This window comes from Pseudoxanthomonas broegbernensis, from assembly GCF_014202435.1.
In the GTDB taxonomy this organism is placed as follows: domain Bacteria; phylum Pseudomonadota; class Gammaproteobacteria; order Xanthomonadales; family Xanthomonadaceae; genus Pseudoxanthomonas; species Pseudoxanthomonas broegbernensis.
The window spans coordinates 174,321-190,732 of the sequence record NZ_JACHGU010000001.1 but is presented as its reverse complement, the minus strand read 5'-3'; the positions used below and the strand labels follow the sequence as shown (position 1 = coordinate 190,732).

Genomic DNA, 16,412 nt, shown 5'->3' with positions numbered 1-16,412 from the left:
CGCCGCCGGGCGTCCATCAGCCTTCGCAAGGAATCCCACGATGAAGATCCTGGTCGCCTACAAGCGCGTGGTGGACTACAACGTCCGCATCCAGGTCAAGCCGGACGGGTCCGGCGTGGTCACCGAGGGCGTGAAGCTCTCGCCCAACCCGTTCGACGAGATCGCCCTGGAAGAGGCCCTGCGCCTGCGCGACAAGGGCATCGCCAGCGAGGTGGTGGTCGCCACCATCGCCCCGGCCGACGCCCAGGCGCACCTGCGCAACGGCCTGGCCATGGGCGCCAACCGGGCCATCCACGTGGTCGCCGACGGCCCGGTGCAGCCGTTGGCCGCCGCCCGCACCCTGCTCAAGCTGGTGGAGAAGGAGCAGCCGGACCTGGTGATCCTGGGCAAGCAGGCCATCGACGACGATGCCAACCAGACCGGGCAGATGCTGGCCACCCTGTGGGGCCGCCCGCAGGCCACCTTCGCCAGCAAGGTCGACATCGCCGACGGCAAGGCCACCGTCGTGCGCGAGGTCGACGCCGGCCTGGAGACGCTGGAAGTGGACCTGCCGGCGGTGGTCACCACCGACCTGCGCCTGAACGAGCCGCGCTTCATCAAGCTGCCGGACATCATGAAGGCCAAGAGCAAGCCGCTGGAGACCCTGGCCCTGGCCGACCTGGGCGTGGACGCCGGCCCCGAGCTGAAGACCACCGCCTACGCGCCGCCGCCCGGGCGCGGCAGGGGCATGATGGTCAAGGACGCGGCCGAGCTGGTGGCCACGCTCAAGGCCAGGGGCCTGCTCTGATCGGGCACGCCTGATCGGGCACGCCTGATCCGGCGTGCCGGTTTCCCCATGTCTGGAGCCGGCTTCGTTCGGCCACCGCCATGCGGGCAACCCGGTTCCCCCTCGTGATTGCCATGGTCGCCGGCAAGCCGGCTCCCAGATAGAAAAACGGAGCACTCCGATGTCCAAAGTCCTCGTCATCGCCGAACACCTCGACGGCAGGCTCAACGCCGCCACCGCCCGCACCGTCAGCGCCGCGCTGGCGCTGGCGCCCGAATCCATCGACATCGCCGTGCTGGCCGCCGACCCGGCCGCGGTGGCCGCGCAAGCGGCGCAGATCGCCGGCGTCGGCCGCGTGCTCGCCGTCGCCCACCCGGCCAATGCCCAGCCCGTGGCCCAGGTGCTGGGTCCGCAGGTCGCCGCGCTGGCGGCCGGCTACAGCCACGTGTTCGGCCCCTCCACCACCTTCGGCAAGGACCTGATGCCGGTGGTGGCCGCGCTGCTGGGGGTCAACCAGGTGTCCGACCTGATGACGGTCGAGGGCGAACACACCTTCCGGCGCCCCATCTACGCCGGCAATGCCATCGTCACCCTCGAGGCCCCCGCGGACCGGACCGTGGTCGCCACGGTGCGCACGGCGTCCTGGCCGCAGGCCGCAGGCGGCGGCAACGCCACGGTGGAGGCCGCGCAGGTGGAGGCCACCGTGCCCACGCATACCCGCCACCTGGGCCTGGTCGCCGGCCAGTCCGACCGCCCCGACCTGCAGAGCGCGCGCCGGGTGGTCTCCGGCGGCCGCGGCGTCGGTTCGGAGGAAAACTTCCGCATCGTCTACGCCCTGGCCGACAAGCTCGGCGCGGCCGTGGGCGCCTCGCGCGCGGCGGTGGATGCCGGCTACTGCCCCAACGAGATGCAGGTGGGCCAGACCGGCAAGATCATCGCCCCGGAGCTGTACCTGGCGATCGGCATCTCCGGCGCGATCCAGCACCTGACCGGGATCAAGGACGCCGGCACGATCGTGGCGATCAACAAGGACGCCGACGCGGCGATCTTCGAGGTGGCCGACATCGGCCTGGTGGGAGACCTGTTCGCGGTGTTGCCGGAGCTGGAAGCGGCGCTGGGCTGAACGAGGACGGGGGGGAGAGCCTAGGGCTCTGAGCACGGCGTGGTGGTCAGGGACCGGCGCGCCAGTTCCCGGCCTTCCCGGGTACGCAGGGTCACGGTGAAGCCGTCCATCGCCCACTTCCCGGTGGCCGCGCTGCCGACGGCCGCGTTCTGGATCCACAGCGTCGGCCGCCGGCCGGGGTTGTGCACTTCCAGTTGCGCCAAGTCCAGGCCACGGCCCGAAGCGTCCCAGGTCACCTGCACGGCCACGGGCAGGTCGCACTCGCTCACCTGCGCCGGCTGAATCTCCAGCAGCACATCGTTCCGGGAGCAGCCGGCCGCGAGCAGGACCAGTACCGCCATGCTCTTCCACCTAATGGGCATCGGCGTACTCCTCGAACTTGAACTCCATGCGTGCATTGGCGCCGGCGACCAGCCCGCGCCGCAGCCGCTGCTCTTCATCGCTTTCGGTGGCGTGTTCCAGACGCAGGCCTAGCGCCTGGATGAAGCGGAAGTAGGAATCGGAGATGCCCGCCGCGTCCAGAACCTGGGCCGGCAGTTCCCACGAGTAGAGGTGGCGCGTGGCGGATGCCGCGCGCCGTTGCGTCCCCTCGCCGGCAACCAGCACCCAGGGCACGCGCTGGCGTTCCGGAGGCGCGCCATCCACGAAGCCCAGGCTGGCATAGGCACTGCCCAGCGCCGGGAGGTGGTCCCCGAAGAAGGCCAGCACATAGGGCCGCCCGCGCGCCTCCAGCGCCTGCAGCAGGCGCGCCAACTGGGCGTCGGCACGATGCAGGTGGTACAGGCAGTTGCGCAGCTCCAGCGCCCCCTCCCCCTCCAGCCCCGGAGGAAGCTCGATGGCCTTCCAGGCGCCCTGGTCGACGTCCTTCGGGAGCGTGGTGTAAGGGCCGTGGTTCTGGATGCTCACCGCCATGACGAATGTCGGGCCGCCATGCTCCGCAAGTTCCTGCAGCACGATGTCGGTCATCGCGCTGTCGGAGTACCAGGTCCCCTCCCGCTTCATCCCGCGCCGCGCGAACTCGCGCCCGGTCACGAAACGATCGAAACCCATCGACGCGTAAGTGTCGCTCCGGTTCCAGAACGCCCCGGAATTTCCGTGGACCGCCACGGTTGCATAGCCCTGGCGGCGCAACAGCCCCGGCAGCGACGGCAGCACCGTGCGGTCGAGATCCACGTAGGGATAGAACGCGTCCGGGAAGGCCTCGGCAGGCATGCCGGTAAGCACCTCGAACTCGGTCCGCACCGTGCCCCCGCCATACGTCGGCACCGTCATCGTACCGCCGTGGCCCGCACCGATCAGCGCGCGCGTGGCGGGGATGGTGTCCTGCGTGGCGGACAGGCCGTTGAGGATCCGCGGGTCCATGAACGATTCGCTGAGCACGATCACCACATCCGGCGGTGCGCTGGCCGCAAGCGGGCGTGCTGGAGCCGGCTCCAGGCCGGCGAGCACATCGCGCAGCGCATCGCCGTCGATCTCGAAGCGCATGTTCCGCGCCTGCAGGTGCTTGTAGACCAGGCTGCTGAACAGCCCGGACCGCACTACCGCCGGGGTCAGGCTCATCGTCGACGGGCGCACGCGCTGGGCGTCATAGAACGATGCCCAGGGCTGCTTGCCGGCGTCCAGCGTATACAGCGCGACACCCATGGCGAGCAGCAGCACGGCCTGGACGGCGCCGAACCACCGGAACCACGGGCGCTCAAGCCAGAAGCATGCCGCCAACAACCCCAGGAACCCGGCCGTGGCAGCCAGCCACCACGCCGGATGCTCCACATAGGAGCCGAACAGCTCCAGGGTCGCGCGATTGATCGTGGTGAGGAAGTACACGTCCTGCAGCGCGAACGGGCTGCCGAGGACCTCGAGCTTCTTGAGCGAAGCCAGATAGACGGCGACCTGGATCGCACTGGTCACCAGCAGCGGGAACAGCAGGCGCCGGGTCAGCGCCGCCAGGCACAACGCGAACGCCCAGCCGGGCAGCGCGTTGAGCAGGATGTTCCCCGCCCCGGCATAGGCTTCGGCCGCCACCCCGACCGCGTGCCGGTCCAGCCGCCACAGCGCCATGGCCTGCGCCACCCACAACAATGGCAGCGCTGCGGCCAGGCCATGCCGCCCGTGCGACGAAACCCACCGCACGAGCCGCTGCGCGAGGGCTGGCTTCACGCCAGCCCCCCGATCCTGCCGCCATTGGGCGTGTCGCCGGGCGCCTTGCGCTTCATGCGCGACAGCGGCCGGTCGATCAGCGCCACGATGAGCCAGGACAGCGCCAGGGTCAGCGCGAACGCCTTGAGGAAGAACGCAGGCGTGCGGATCTCGCCGCACAGGCACAGGAACCATGCCGCAACGGTGGTATGGATCAGGTAAACCGGGTAGCTGAGGTCACCCAACAGGCGATCGACCTTGCCCGACCGCTGCCGGTGCAGCGAAACCACCATCCACACCGACAGCACCGCCGAGGCGTACAGCCCCCACGTCCAGGGCCAATGGGGAAACTTCAGCCACAGCAGCCCATGCGCCAGCCATGCCAGCGAGCTTGTCCACGGCATGCTGAATCGCGACAGGGCTTCGCGGTAGTGGCAGGCCAGCGATCCGGCGGCGAACGGCAGCATGCACGGCAGGAACGTGGAGTAGCGCTCGCCGAAAGAGCTGCCCACGATGCCCATTTCCAGGTTGAGCATCACCGCCACGGCCACGGCGAACCAGGCGGTGCTGCGCGAACGCGCCATCAGCGGCATGAGCATGTAGTAGCCCACCTCGATCGCCAATGCGTTGGATACCGGCACCGGAAGGCCGCCACGGTGGATGCCCGGGAACAGGGTCAGCACGTAGCTCCATTCGCGCAGGCTGGCGGGCATGTAGAACTCGCCGTTGATCAGCCGCAAGTCCACGCCCCAGCGCCCGTAGTACCAGAGGGTGGCCACCCCCATGAGCGTGGCCAGCCAGTACAGCGGGAAGATGCGCATGAAGCGGTTGAACGCGTAGGCCCCCAGGCCGCGGCGATCCACCCCGTAGCGGGTGGTCAGCACCAGCGTCATCAGGAACCCGCTGAGCGCGAAGAAGGCCCACACCGCATAGGCGGCGTAGCCATGGATCATGCCCGACCACAGGTGCGAGGCGGCCACGAGCGATGCCAGCACCAGCCGGCAGGTCCCGAAACCGAATTGCGGCAGCCGCCAGCCCGACCCTCCCTCCCGGGCGGACACGCTCACCGCGCGGCCCCCGAGCACGGCAGACCGACGGCCCGGATCGTCCCCAGCCGCGTGCCGCTGCCCAGGTCGGAAAACACGAAAACCGTACCGTCCACCACCCACGGACCCGTGAGCGCGGCCCCCTGGCCTCCGCCATCGGCCCAGACGGCCGCGTCGCCGCCCTCGCCCACCTCTGCCCGCACGCGCACGACGCCGGGCAGGGCCACGTTCCAGGAGATGCGCACGGTGGCTTTCCTTGCGCCGGCGCAGGTGGTTTCGACGACCTCCGGGACCAACTCGATGCCCTCGCGCGCATCGACGGCGAACTCCATGCCTTCCGCTGCCAGTGTCTTCGAGGCGTACCCGGCCTGCTCCACCGCGGCCTGCTGCGCTCGCAACCGTTGCACGATGGGGCTGTTCTCCGAACAGCATGCGGCCAGCAACAGGCACAGGGCCGCGGCGGATACGCAGCCGGCCGGACCTGTCGTTCGTGCGCCATTGGGCGGAAAACCAGCCAGCATGCTGTCCATGCCCGTATCGGTGGCGGTGGATTCTAGCAGCAGCCCCCGCCCGGCCTTCTGAACCGTGGCCCCGTCGGCATGGGCCGCAGCGTGGCGGTCGCCGTGCATGCCGCCAACCCCTGCCATTGGATGAGCATTGCCGCCGTCCTGCATCAGGGCTGCGCGACCGCCGCCGACAGCACGTCCCACAACGCGCGCGGGGAATAGTGGTCGGTGATGAACGTGCGCGAGGCCTGTGAGGTCCGGCACCAATGGTCGTCGTCCCGCAGCAGGCGCACCACCATGGCGGCGAACCGGTCGGCATCGGCGCTGGACTGCATGAAGCCGGCCGCCCCGCCCAGGCCCTGCATGCCGGTCGGCGTGGTGACGCAGGGCACGCCGAAGCGCAGGCTCTCCAGCACCTTGCCCTTGACCCCGCCGCCGAAGCGCAGCGGCGCTACCGACACCCGCGCGTTGCGGTAATACGCCGCCAGGCGCTCGTCGCTGACATAACCGGTGACCTCCACGCCCTCGCCGGCCATGGCCTTCACCTCCGGGTGGGGATTGGAACCGACCAGCGACACCCGCACCTGCGGCAGCTCGCGCCTGACCCGCGGCAGCACCTCGCCCATGAACCAGCGCGCGGCATCCACGTTCGGCGGATGCGCGAACCCGGCCACGAAGAGGATGTCGCGCCGCTGTCCGGGCCCGGGCACCTGCGCATCCGGCACCGGCTCGTAGGCGAACAGCGGCACGGTCCGGGCCAGCGCCTTGCCGTCCCGGTCCTGCAGCCACTGGCGCACGTGCGCGGTCTCGTCGGTGGATGGGTACAGGACCACGTCCGAGCGCAGCCACAGGTCGTGCTCCATCGCGCGGAAGCGCGCGGCCTCGACCTCCAGCTTCGCGTCGGGCTGCAGGCGCAACTGCTCGAGCAGGCGCAGGTGGTGCACGTCGTGACCGTAATAGACGATGCGCGCCTGGCTGTGCCTGCGCACCGCATCGATGAAGTTCACCGACACGTGCGGCCGGTTGAGCACCACCGCCTGCAGGTGGCGGCCGTGTTCCGCCATCCAGGCGTCGAACCGGCCGCGGTACTCGCCCCCATGGATCACCTCCACCCCGAGCTGCTGCAAGGGCGGCGCATAGGCCGGGTCGCGGCGCAGGTTGTCCGGCCAGAACGTGACCTGGTGCCCCCGCTCGACCAGCATCGCGATCACATGCCAGGTCGCGCGCGAGCCGGCATCCCGGTCCGGCTGCGGCACGTAGTGGTCCACCACCAGCACGTGCGGCCGGTCGCGCGAGCGGTCGCGCGCCAGGAACACCTGCTGGCCGTTGGCGAAGTGGCCGGCCTGCAGCGTAGGCCGCCAGCGTTCCAGGAACTTTTCCCGGTTGACCGCCTGGTAGGCCTTCACCCCGGTGGACTCGTCGGTGCCGCTGGACACGCCCTCGTGGTGCACCACCACCGAGGCCGGCTGCATGTACACCTTCAGACCCAGCTCGCGGACCCGGAAGGCGATGTCGGTGTCCTCGTAGTAGGCCGGGGCGTAGCGCTCGTCGAAGCCACCGAGCCGCTCGAACACCGCCCTGCGCAGCATGATGGAGGCGCCGGAGACGTAGTCGGCTTCCTTGAGATAGCTGTAGGCAGGTTTGCGCGGGTCGTCCAGGCGGCCGTAGTTCCAGGCGCTGCCGTCGCTCCAGACGATGCCGCCGGCCTCCTGCAGCCGGCCATCGGGATAGACCAGCTTGGAGCCCACCAGCCCGGCGTCCTGGCGATCGAACACCGCCACCAGCGAATCGAGCCAGCCCGCGGTGACCTCGGTGTCGTTGTTGAGGAACAGCACGAACTCGCCGCGCGCCAGGGCCGCGGCATGGTTGCAGGAACGCAGGAAGCCCAGGTTCTGCGGGTTCTCGTGGTAATGCAGGCCCGGTACTTGGCGCAGCCGGCCGATGGCCGCATCGCCGGACGCGTCCTCGGCCACGATCACCTCGTAGGCGACCGCAGGCGGATGGGCCAGGATCGAGCGCAGGCAGGCGGCGGTGTACGGCAGGTTGCCGTAGGTGGGGATGACGACCGACACACGCGGCGCGTCGAATGCGGGGAAGGAAAGGTCGCCGACATCGGTATTCTGCGCGGCCGGTCCCGCGCCATGCGGCAGCGGTTCGGCGGTGGCGGCCTCGACCTTGCGCGCCAGCCAGCGCCGCGCGAGCGGCCGCAAGGGCGCCAGCCAGCGCGAGCGCGACAATCCCGAAGCGCGCAGGGCATCGGCCACTTCGCGCCAATCGCCTCGCGCCAGCCGGGCGGCGACGCGCAGCGGCCGGGTCAGCTTCCAGGAACGCGAACCCAGGATCAGCCGCATGCGCTCGTCCAGCTCGTTACGCGACCGGTGCAACTCGTCGTGGCGGGTCGCCAGCCGGTCGATGCCTTCGGCGGCCGTTTCCGCCGAGCCGGTATCCACCCAGGCATCCTCGATCCGCCCCAGGGGCGCCACCGCGCCGCGCCACCGGGCGATCTCCGCATCCATGTCCAGCGCCCAGCGGGTCCGTTCCTCATGCTCCCGCTGCAGGCCCAGGTGCGCCTGGTACAGGTCGCGGTGCATCTCGTGCAGGTCGAGGTGCACATCGTGCAGCTTGCGATGGTCCCGTTGCAGCTCGGCCAACTCGACGAGCAGGCGCTCGCGCTCTTCCAGCAGCGGCCGGGCCTGCTCGATCTGGCGCTGGGCGTCGCCGAGCGCGGCATGCGCACGCGCCTCCAGGCCGACGCATTCGTCCATGGCCTCGCCGAACAACCGCTGCGCATCCAGATAACGCGCACGTAAAGGCTGCAGCGATTTCCAGGGAGCGTCCGCGCGCATCGCCTCGTACATGCGCTGCGCCAGCTCGGCGTCCGCGTCCTCGGCCGTGGCAGCCATGTGGTGGCGATCGCCCGCGGAAACGAAGCCGGCCAGCGCGATTTCGAGCGAACCCTTCTGCTCGGGCAGGTCCACCGACACGGCCGCGAACGCATGCCGCAGGGTCCCCGGTGCGTCCGCCAGCAGCGAGGCATACGGAACCACTGTGCGCGCCACCCTCCGTGTGGTCTCCTCCGCATCCAGCAGGTGCTGGATCCACAACAGGCGCGACAGCCCTTCGGGCCACTGGTTGCGCGCCGCCAGCGATGCGGCCACCTCGTCGGGATGGCGCAGCACGAACAGCGCCGCCGGCGCCACGCCCATGCGCGCCAGTACCGGCCACCACAGCGGCAGCAGGCGGCACATGCGCGGGTCCTTCACCGCCCACAGGGGCGAGGCGGAGAACTCGGCGCGCAGCAGGGCTTCCAGCGCAGCCGAAGCCGCGCCCGCGGCGGGCGAGGCCAACCAGTCCCGCGGCAGCGGCCGTGGGTCGTTCCAGGCGCGCCCCAGAGCCGCCAGCAGGCGGTCGTGGATGGCCACCACCCCTGCGTGCTCCCAGAATCCCTTCGGATTGTCGGGTCCGGCCGCCATCAGGTCGGTGCCCAGGTCCACGCCGGCCAGGCGCAAGGCGCCGGCGACCGCGGAGGTACCGCTGCGGTGCATGCCCAGTACCAGCAGGGCGCGGGGCACGCGGACGGCCCCCACGGCAGGCGCGGGCGATTCGGTCATCGACGACATGCGGAAGGAAGAGTGGGAAGCTCGGCGCCAGGGGCCATGGGATCGCTCGTGTTCGCGGTGGTCGCGGCCGGGATCCGGCCGGATCGGAGCCCGGGCCCAATCGGCGGCGCGTGATTATAGCCGAGCCCCCTTGCGCGCCCCGTGCGTGCGTTTGGGTTCTGCTCACGATCAGGCCCGATCGTCGCCTGGGCGGGAGCGCGGCGCGATGGTCCGGCCAAGGCGTGAAAGACCACCTCGCCCAAGGCGCTCCTGCGTGCTACCAGTGGATGCCGTGGCGCCGCGCCGCTTCACGCATGGGCCGGCGCAGCAGCAGGCCGAGCAGGCGCCGGGTCGGCGCCGACTGCGGCAACGGCGCGTATCCGCCATCGAAGACGCGCCCATAGGTGGGCTGCACCGGCGGCGGCGCCAGCCCCAGGAACCGCCACACCCGGACCATCACCTCATCCGGAGCGCCCGCCAGCTCCCCGTTGCGCAGCAACAGCACCTGATCGCGCGGGAAATGGCGGTAAAGCGCATCCAACTGCCGAGCGTAGTCGCCGCGCGAAAGGTAGGTGACGTGCCGCACGGGCGAATCGCAGTCGAAATCGTCCCAGCGCCCGGCCACGCGCCAGCGCTCCAGCAGCGCCGCGGCCCACAATGGCCAGGCGTCGTAGCCGCGCGCATGTTCCATCCGGTACTGGGATACGGCCCTGTCCACCGGATGGCGCAGGATCAGGATCCAGCGCATGGCAGGGTTGTAGCGGGCGATGCGCTCGATCACCCGCGGATAGAAGCAATAGATCGGGGTGGCGTCGCCATGCAGGGCGCCCCGGTCCAGGGCGCCGCCGAAATGCGGCAGGTAGCGGCGGTCCACTGCCGCCGCATCCCAGGCCTCGTCGAAGCCGGGGGCGTCGAAGACGTGCGCCTCCTTGTCCGCCGGCAGGCGCACCTGCGGGTGCTGGCCGATGAAATTGGCCAGGGCGGTGGTGCCGCCCTTCTGCACGCCACCGACCACGAAGCCGATGCGCGGGCTCATGGCGCTTCCCCACGCATGCGCTGCAGCAGCGCCTCCACGTCCGCATCGCCGTAGCGCGAGCGCCATGCGCCGCGATCACCCTGCAGGCGCAACGCCAGTTCCTCGCAGGTGCGCGGCGAGTAGAGCCGGCTGGCATTGCGCTCGCGCAAGGGCTGCGGCTCCAGTTGCAGGCCGAACGCCGCGGCCAGCGCCGCGCCGCCGCTGGCCACCACCTCCTCGTAGGCCAGCACGCGCTCGGGCGGCAGGTACCGCCCATAGCGCGCGAACAGCCAGTCCAGGATCAGCAACTGCCGCGCGATGCGGTCGGGTTCGGCATCCAGGCGCCGCGCCAGCCCGGGATCGAAATGCTCGCCGGCGGGCAGGCGCCCGTGCGACACCGGCAGGTCGACCGAATGCCAGGACGCCAGCACCGCCAGCGGGTTGCGCACGATGGCGCACGTCTGGAAGCGGTCCGCCAGTTCCGGCAACAGCGCGGTGAAGGCGGCGTTGTGCTTGACCACCAGGGCGAAGCCGGGGTCCATCGGCGCATCCAGGCGGATGCGGCCTCGCTCGGCCTCGTGCCGGCGGCGACCATCGGCGGCGCGGTGGCTGGCGAAGGGATTGTCCGGCACGCGCCCATCCACCTGCTGGCTCCAGGCCGTGCCTTCGGCCACCAGCGAGGCGCGCGAATCGGCGTAGAAGGCGGCGACCTGCTCCAGCGCCGCGGAGCGCTCGCGCGGCAGCCGGGCCACTTCCATCGGCTCGAACAGGGCCACGGTGCGATGCGCCCTCCCGAGCAGGTGGCAGCACAGGGTGGTCCCCGAGCGCGGCACGCCGGTCAGGGCCAGGTCGCGCCCACTCATGGCTGCATGTCCGCCAAGACCGCGGCGAAGGCCTCGCGCTCAGCCGACAGGCTGTGCCCGGCGGCCGTCTCCCGCCCGCCCGCCCGCAGCCGCGCACGCAATGCCGCATCGCCCAGCATCCGCTCCACCGCCTGCGCCATCGCCTCCGGCGTGGCGGCGGGCATCAGGCAGTTGACGCCGTCGATGGCGTACTGGCGATTGCCGATGGCATCGGGCATGGCCACCGCACATCCCAGCGCCATCGCCTCCAACCCGGGAAGGAAAAACCCTTCGGCGGGCAGTGGCAACACCACCGCCACCTGCGCCCGGGCCAATGCTTGCAGGTAGTCCTGCCGCGGCATCCATTCCTCGGCCAGAACCGCTTCGATGCCCTTCCCGCGCAGCGATGCAGCCAGTTCCTGGCCCAGGGCGCGGTTCTTCTGCGCGGCGACGAACACGCCCTGCCCGCCATGCGCCTGCGCCGCCACGTCCGGCGGAAGGTTCAGCGCGGCGGGGATCACCCAGGTCGGCCCGCGCAGCCGACCCGTCGCCCCGATCGCATCGGCCACGGGTTGGCCGACGCAGATGCGCCGCGCCTGGCGGCCCAGGTAGCCATGCAGGGGCAAAGCCGCATCCGCATGGCGCAGGCCCTGGACCAGGTTGATCACCGGAACCCGGTGTTCGGTCCCTTCGGGTACCGCACTCCAGTCATGGCCGCCCAGGAACAGCGCGTCGGCCAGCCCGGGCTGCCACTGCGGCTCGATCCGCCCGGGTACCGACATCCAGGGGTTGGCCCGGTCGCGCCGCGAGCCCGGGGTCAGGTACACCCGCGCGTCCCAGCCCAGCGCAAGGGCATGGTTGAAATAGTCCCAGACCTTGCCATGGCCCCCGGTGTATTCCTGGACGTCGCGGTGGAACAGCATCCGCCCGCGACTCATGCCGGCTTACCGGCGGCGGCGCCTTCGCCGTCCGCGACCCGGATGTCCATCGGCACGGGAAACAGGCCGGTGAAGCGGGCGCGGCTGTCGTCCACCACCTCGAACGAAAGCCAGCCTTCCTGCCGGGACAGCACCGTGGTGCGTTCCAGCGCGGGCGAATCCACCACCCGCGTGCGGATCCGGTAGATGCCCTGCTGGAAAGACGCGTCCAGGCCGATGCACACCCGCGCCGCGCCCTCGCCCGGGGGCAGTTCCACGCGGCGCCCCGTCAGTTGCAGGCCGCGGCCGTCGAGCACGTCGAAGATCAGGCAGGGATGGCCGACATCCTTGTTGCGGCGCACGTCCAGCACGAACTCCAGCCGCTCCGCGTGCTGCACGCCCGTGTGCCGCGCGCCGTTGACGCTGGCCTGGACCACGCAGGCGTCCTGCAGGCCGTAGCCGCCATCGATGCGCTCCAGCGAGGAGGCGCGCTCGTCCTGCTGCGCCTGCAACGCGCGCTTGTGGGTACGGTGCAGGTATTCGGTGATGACCTCGTCCGGCAGGCCCTGCAGCACGATGCGCCCCTTCTCCAGCAGCATTGCCCGATGGCAGAACGCCTTGACCGCGTTGAGGTCGTGGCCGACGAACAGCAGCGTGGTGCCGCGCCGCAGGATCTCGTCGATCCGGGTCATGGCCTTGGCCTGGAAGGCCGCATCGCCCACCGCCAGGGCCTCGTCCACGATCAGGATGTCCGGGTCGGTATGCACCTGCACGGCGAAGGCCAGGCGCAACGCCATGCCGGAACTGTAGGTCTTGACCGGCTCGTCGATGTAGTCGCCGATGTCCGCGAAGGCGACGATGTCGTCCATCCGCTCGCGCACCTGCGTGGGCGTCAGGCCGAGGATGGCGGCGTTGACCCGCACGTTCTCGCGGCCGGTCAGTTCCGGGTTGAAGCCCGAGCCCAGTTCCAGCAGCGCGGCCACCCGGCCATGGACTTCCACGCTGCCGGCGGTGGGCTCCAGCACGCCGGCCACGATCTGCAGCAGGGTGCTCTTGCCGCTGCCGTTGTGGCCGATGATGCCCAGCGCCTCGCCGCGCCGAAGCTCGAAGTCCACCCCGGACAGGGCCTGGTGGTAATGCACCCGCGCGGCGGCATGCCGCTGCAGCCAGCGCGACAGCGGCGGCAGCGGGCGCAGCCAGGCCGAGGCGCGGTACATCAACGGCACCCACAGCCGGCTGGCCGGGGTGGACCAGAGACGGTAGGTCTTGCCGACCTCGCGGACGCGCAGCGCGGGAGGAGCGGCAGTGGCGGAGTCGGAGCGGCTCATCGAGCCGGCAAGGATACCGGTGCGGGCCCGGGCATGCATATGGCGCGAGGACGCGCGCCATGCCGAGGGCAGCCGGTTCAGGCATCATTGCCGTCCCCTTCCCAGACACCAGGAAACCATGTCGCCTATTCCCACCTCTCGGCGCATCTCTCCCGCACTGGGCCTGCTGACCGCCGCCCTGGGCCTGGCCCTTGGCAGCGCCCACGCGGAAACGGCCAAGCCCGCCACGGACGAAGCCGATCCCACCCAGCAGTTGCAACTGGCCTCGCGCCAGTACGCGGAACTGCAGCAGATGCTCTCGCTGGACAAGCGCTGCCACTGGCTTGAACCGGCCGCCCGTACCGCCCTCGACGCTACGGCGCAGGAGCGCCTGGCCTGGTTCAACGCCCATGGCGGGCAGGCCGGGCACCCGGAGGCGGCCGCGCGGCAGGCCGTGGCCGCGGAGGCATCGCTGGACTGCACCAGCGAAAAAGCCAAGGGCCTGTCCAAAGCGATCCAGTACGCCTCCTGGCAGATGCGGGTGACCTGGGCCCTGCGCGGCGAAGCACTGCTCGACGGCACCGGCCGGCCGGCCTGGTACAAGGGCAAGAGCGGCATCGCCGCCGCACACCGGGCCGCTCTGGAAGAGGCGGCCAAAGGCCTGGAAGCCAAGCACGGCGTCTCGATCCAGAGGATCAGGCCGGGCATCCGGCAGGAAGCCGAGAGTCTGTTGGCAGTCCGTTGCACCGCCGCGGACCGCGAGTGCCCCAAGGCGGATAGTCCGGCCCTGCGCGCCTATGCCGAGGAATGGCTCAAGCAGGCGGAACGCTATGCGGCCGTATTGTCCAAGACCAAGGACAAGGTGGGTGCGCCGCCGCAGGCGCCCTGAAGCGGTACCTGGCATCCGTCCACGGAATAGAGCCCGCGCAAGCGGGCTTTTTTATTGCACTAACTTCAGAGCCGCCCAACCGCAGGGCTCCGATGCTACGAAGCGATCACAGGGTGCCGTCTCTCCGGGGGTCGGCAGGAGCCCCCCAGCGCGAAGCCCTCCAGCCCTGTGACGGGACAAGCCATGTGCGCCGGGGGCATTCCTACGAAAAGGGCATTCCCACGGAAGAAACGCTGGCATCCACCCGATGCGATTGCGGGGGGAGACAGCGGTTCCGGCCCGCAGAAGGCCGACAAAGGCCCACAAAAAAGGACGGGTGGCTTGCGCCACCCGTCCCGTGTTGCTTGCCTGCGGTGTTGCTGCAGGCCGAACGACTGCCCTGGATTACAGGCGATCGGTCGGGGTGGACCACTGAGCGCCGTTGCCCTTCTCAGGGGTCAGGTCGGTGACCGTACCGGAGTCATTGTTGCGGTTCAGCGCCGAAGCGGTGAAGTTGGTGCACTCGGCGGTCACACGGACGTACCACTTGCCCGCACCGTCGCCAAACGCGCCAGCAGCACCGGTCTCGGTGACCAGGCCAGCCGGGAACGAGCCGGTATCCAGGAACGTGGTGTTCAGCTGGGCCGAAGCGTGCGGCTTCAGGGTCAGGTTGACCTCACCACTCAGGCGGCCCTTGTCGTCCTTGGCGTCGATGGTGACCGGGCAGATCTGGGTGTTGTGGTTGCTCAGGCGCAGGAACGACTGGGCGGTCGGGTTGTCACCCGGGTTCACGTTCTGGAAGTAGAGCGTGGTGCCGTTCAGGCGCAGCGGCAGCAGCGCGAACGAAGCGGCCGGCGGGTTGACGCGCTGGGTCGGCAGCTTGTAGTCGACCGAGACCGAACCCGACAGGTCCTGGGCATTGATCTCGACGTCGTCATGGGCGCCGAAGCACACGAAGACGGTCGAGGGGCCCGGAGGGGCACCGGTCACGCTGGCCCACAGCGGATCGCTGGCATCGCTGGTGAAGGTGGCGTCGGCGCCGCTGACGGTACCCGCCAGGTCCACGCCGCTGTCGCAGGTGGCAACCTGGTCGAGCCACACGTTGCCGCCGTCGAAGGCATCCAGGTCGGAGCCGGTGACGGTGACGGTGATGTCCGCCGTCGCGACGATGTTGTACTGCGGCGAGGCAGCCACGGCGCTGTAGTTGTTGATGTAGGTCTCGGCGCCGCCGCCGACCGGCACGGCCGTGGCGATGTCGACGATCAGGGCACCGGCGTTGAAGTAACCGTTGCCAGCCGCACCAGCCGAGCCACCCACGGCACCGGTCGGCGAGAACAGGCTCTTGCGCGGGGTCGCCGCGACGTCGATGGTCTTGTTAGCGTCGCCCAGGCTGGTGTCGTCGCTGACGGCCAGGCCCCACTTGGAGGTGGCGATGGTGGCGCTCGATGCCAGGATCTGCTGGCCCGACGAGTTCTGCACGGTGATTTCCGCGCCGACGCTGTTGCCGGTGAACAGGCCCTGCACCAGGCTGGTGATCTGCAGGCTGTTCAGTTCGAGGAAGAAGTCACCGGCAGCGCCGACGACACCGGCACCAGTGGCGGTGTAGGTGAAGTTCAACTCCTGACCGCTGGTGGAGTAGTACGGAGTACCGACGATGGTGGGACCGGCACCCAGCGCGACGGGAGCACCGCCGGTCTGCACGCCTTCCAGGAAGCCGGCGACCAGGGTCGGGGCATCGGCAGTGGTGTCGAACTTGGCGCCATTGGTCAGGGTGACCTTGACGGTGATGTCGTCGCCGGCGACCGTGCCCAGACGCGCAGCGTCGGCGGCTTCCGCCGTCAGGCGCAGGCCGTTGGCGGTGTAGATGGTGGTGCCGTCGTTGACGATCAGGTCCTTGGCGAACGAGATCTGCTTGCCCGCCACGTAGGACAGGTCGGCCGCCGACGCCAGGCCCGGCAGTGCGAGAGCACCGACCACGGCCGCGGTCAGCAGGCTCTTGTTGAACTTCGTCATATGAATCAACTCCATTGAGGTTTAGGCAACTAAATTTAGTTACTGCAAGTAGCTCTTACCGGTTACCTGCTATCCCCGGTACCGTCGGGCTAGCCCTCTGGCAACCGGTCGCTTCCGTGAACCCTTCAAGACGAAAAAGCCATCTCCCCGGACCCTTCGACCGCAAGCTACGCCGGAACGTTAACCGGGCCTTACCAGACCGTCAAGTAGAACACCGTCCCCCGCCGCACGATTCTGTGCGGTGCGCCCCGGCAGGCGGTTTCAAGGCGAACCT

The 16,412-nt window shown here is 70.0% G+C and carries 13 protein-coding genes; 3 read left to right on the top strand and 10 right to left on the bottom strand.

Annotated features, from left to right (window positions below; translation table 11 throughout):
• Positions 1-40: 40 nt before the first annotated feature.
• Positions 41-787 carry an electron transfer flavoprotein subunit beta/FixA family protein gene (locus HNR76_RS00840; protein ID WP_162310722.1) on the top strand — a complete coding sequence of 249 codons (747 nt, stop codon included), beginning with the start codon at positions 41-43 and terminating at the stop codon, positions 785-787.
• A gap of 160 nt (positions 788-947) precedes the next feature.
• The gene (locus tag HNR76_RS00835) at positions 948-1,889 is read left to right on the top strand and encodes an electron transfer flavoprotein subunit alpha/FixB family protein (protein WP_162310723.1); all 942 of its coding nucleotides are present in this window, start codon (positions 948-950) and stop codon (positions 1,887-1,889) included.
• A gap of 20 nt (positions 1,890-1,909) precedes the next feature.
• Here the strand turns inward: HNR76_RS00835 and HNR76_RS00830 are convergent, their stop codons facing one another.
• From HNR76_RS00830 to HNR76_RS00790, 9 genes are all read right to left on the bottom strand, one after another.
• Complete coding sequence (locus HNR76_RS00830; protein ID WP_162310724.1) at positions 1,910-2,230, bottom strand: hypothetical protein; 321 nt, start codon at positions 2,228-2,230, stop codon at positions 1,910-1,912.
• Between the two features lie 10 nt (positions 2,231-2,240).
• Positions 2,241-4,046 carry a sulfatase-like hydrolase/transferase gene (locus HNR76_RS15645; RefSeq protein WP_162310725.1) on the bottom strand — a complete coding sequence of 602 codons (1,806 nt, stop codon included), beginning with the start codon at positions 4,044-4,046 and terminating at the stop codon, positions 2,241-2,243.
• A complete protein-coding gene (locus tag HNR76_RS00820; RefSeq protein ID WP_162310726.1) occupies positions 4,043-5,020 on the bottom strand; it encodes an acyltransferase family protein in 978 nt (325 codons plus the stop codon). Before HNR76_RS00820 ends, HNR76_RS15645 begins: the two co-directional genes overlap by 4 nt.
• A 68-nt stretch (positions 5,021-5,088) precedes the next feature.
• Positions 5,089-5,700, bottom strand: coding sequence for a hypothetical protein (locus tag HNR76_RS00815; protein WP_162310727.1), 612 nt, complete (start codon positions 5,698-5,700; stop codon positions 5,089-5,091).
• A gap of 44 nt (positions 5,701-5,744) precedes the next feature.
• Entirely contained in the window at positions 5,745-9,188 is a 3,444-nt protein-coding gene (locus HNR76_RS15345; RefSeq protein ID WP_246428949.1) for a glycosyltransferase, read from the bottom strand.
• A gap of 265 nt (positions 9,189-9,453) precedes the next feature.
• The gene (locus HNR76_RS00805; RefSeq protein ID WP_162310728.1) at positions 9,454-10,212 is read right to left on the bottom strand and encodes a sulfotransferase family protein; all 759 of its coding nucleotides are present in this window, start codon (positions 10,210-10,212) and stop codon (positions 9,454-9,456) included.
• A complete protein-coding gene (locus HNR76_RS00800; protein WP_162310729.1) occupies positions 10,209-11,054 on the bottom strand; it encodes a hypothetical protein in 846 nt (281 codons plus the stop codon). Before HNR76_RS00800 ends, HNR76_RS00805 begins: the two co-directional genes overlap by 4 nt.
• Positions 11,051-11,971, bottom strand: coding sequence for a glycosyltransferase (locus HNR76_RS00795; RefSeq protein ID WP_162310730.1), 921 nt, complete (start codon positions 11,969-11,971; stop codon positions 11,051-11,053). Before HNR76_RS00795 ends, HNR76_RS00800 begins: the two co-directional genes overlap by 4 nt.
• On the bottom strand, positions 11,968-13,278 hold the full coding sequence (locus HNR76_RS00790; protein WP_211373175.1) for an ABC transporter ATP-binding protein: 1,311 nt from the start codon (positions 13,276-13,278) through the stop codon (positions 11,968-11,970). Before HNR76_RS00790 ends, HNR76_RS00795 begins: the two co-directional genes overlap by 4 nt.
• A 118-nt stretch (positions 13,279-13,396) precedes the next feature.
• Here HNR76_RS00790 and HNR76_RS00785 point away from each other — a divergent pair, with 118 nt between their 5' ends.
• Positions 13,397-14,146 (top strand): hypothetical protein, encoded by a 750-nt coding sequence (locus HNR76_RS00785; RefSeq protein ID WP_162310731.1) that lies wholly within the window; start codon positions 13,397-13,399, stop codon positions 14,144-14,146.
• A gap of 384 nt (positions 14,147-14,530) precedes the next feature.
• On the opposite strand, the gene HNR76_RS00780 is transcribed toward HNR76_RS00785, so the two are convergent.
• Entirely contained in the window at positions 14,531-16,138 is a 1,608-nt protein-coding gene (locus tag HNR76_RS00780) for a hypothetical protein (RefSeq protein ID WP_162310732.1), read from the bottom strand.
• Positions 16,139-16,412 lie beyond the last annotated feature (274 nt).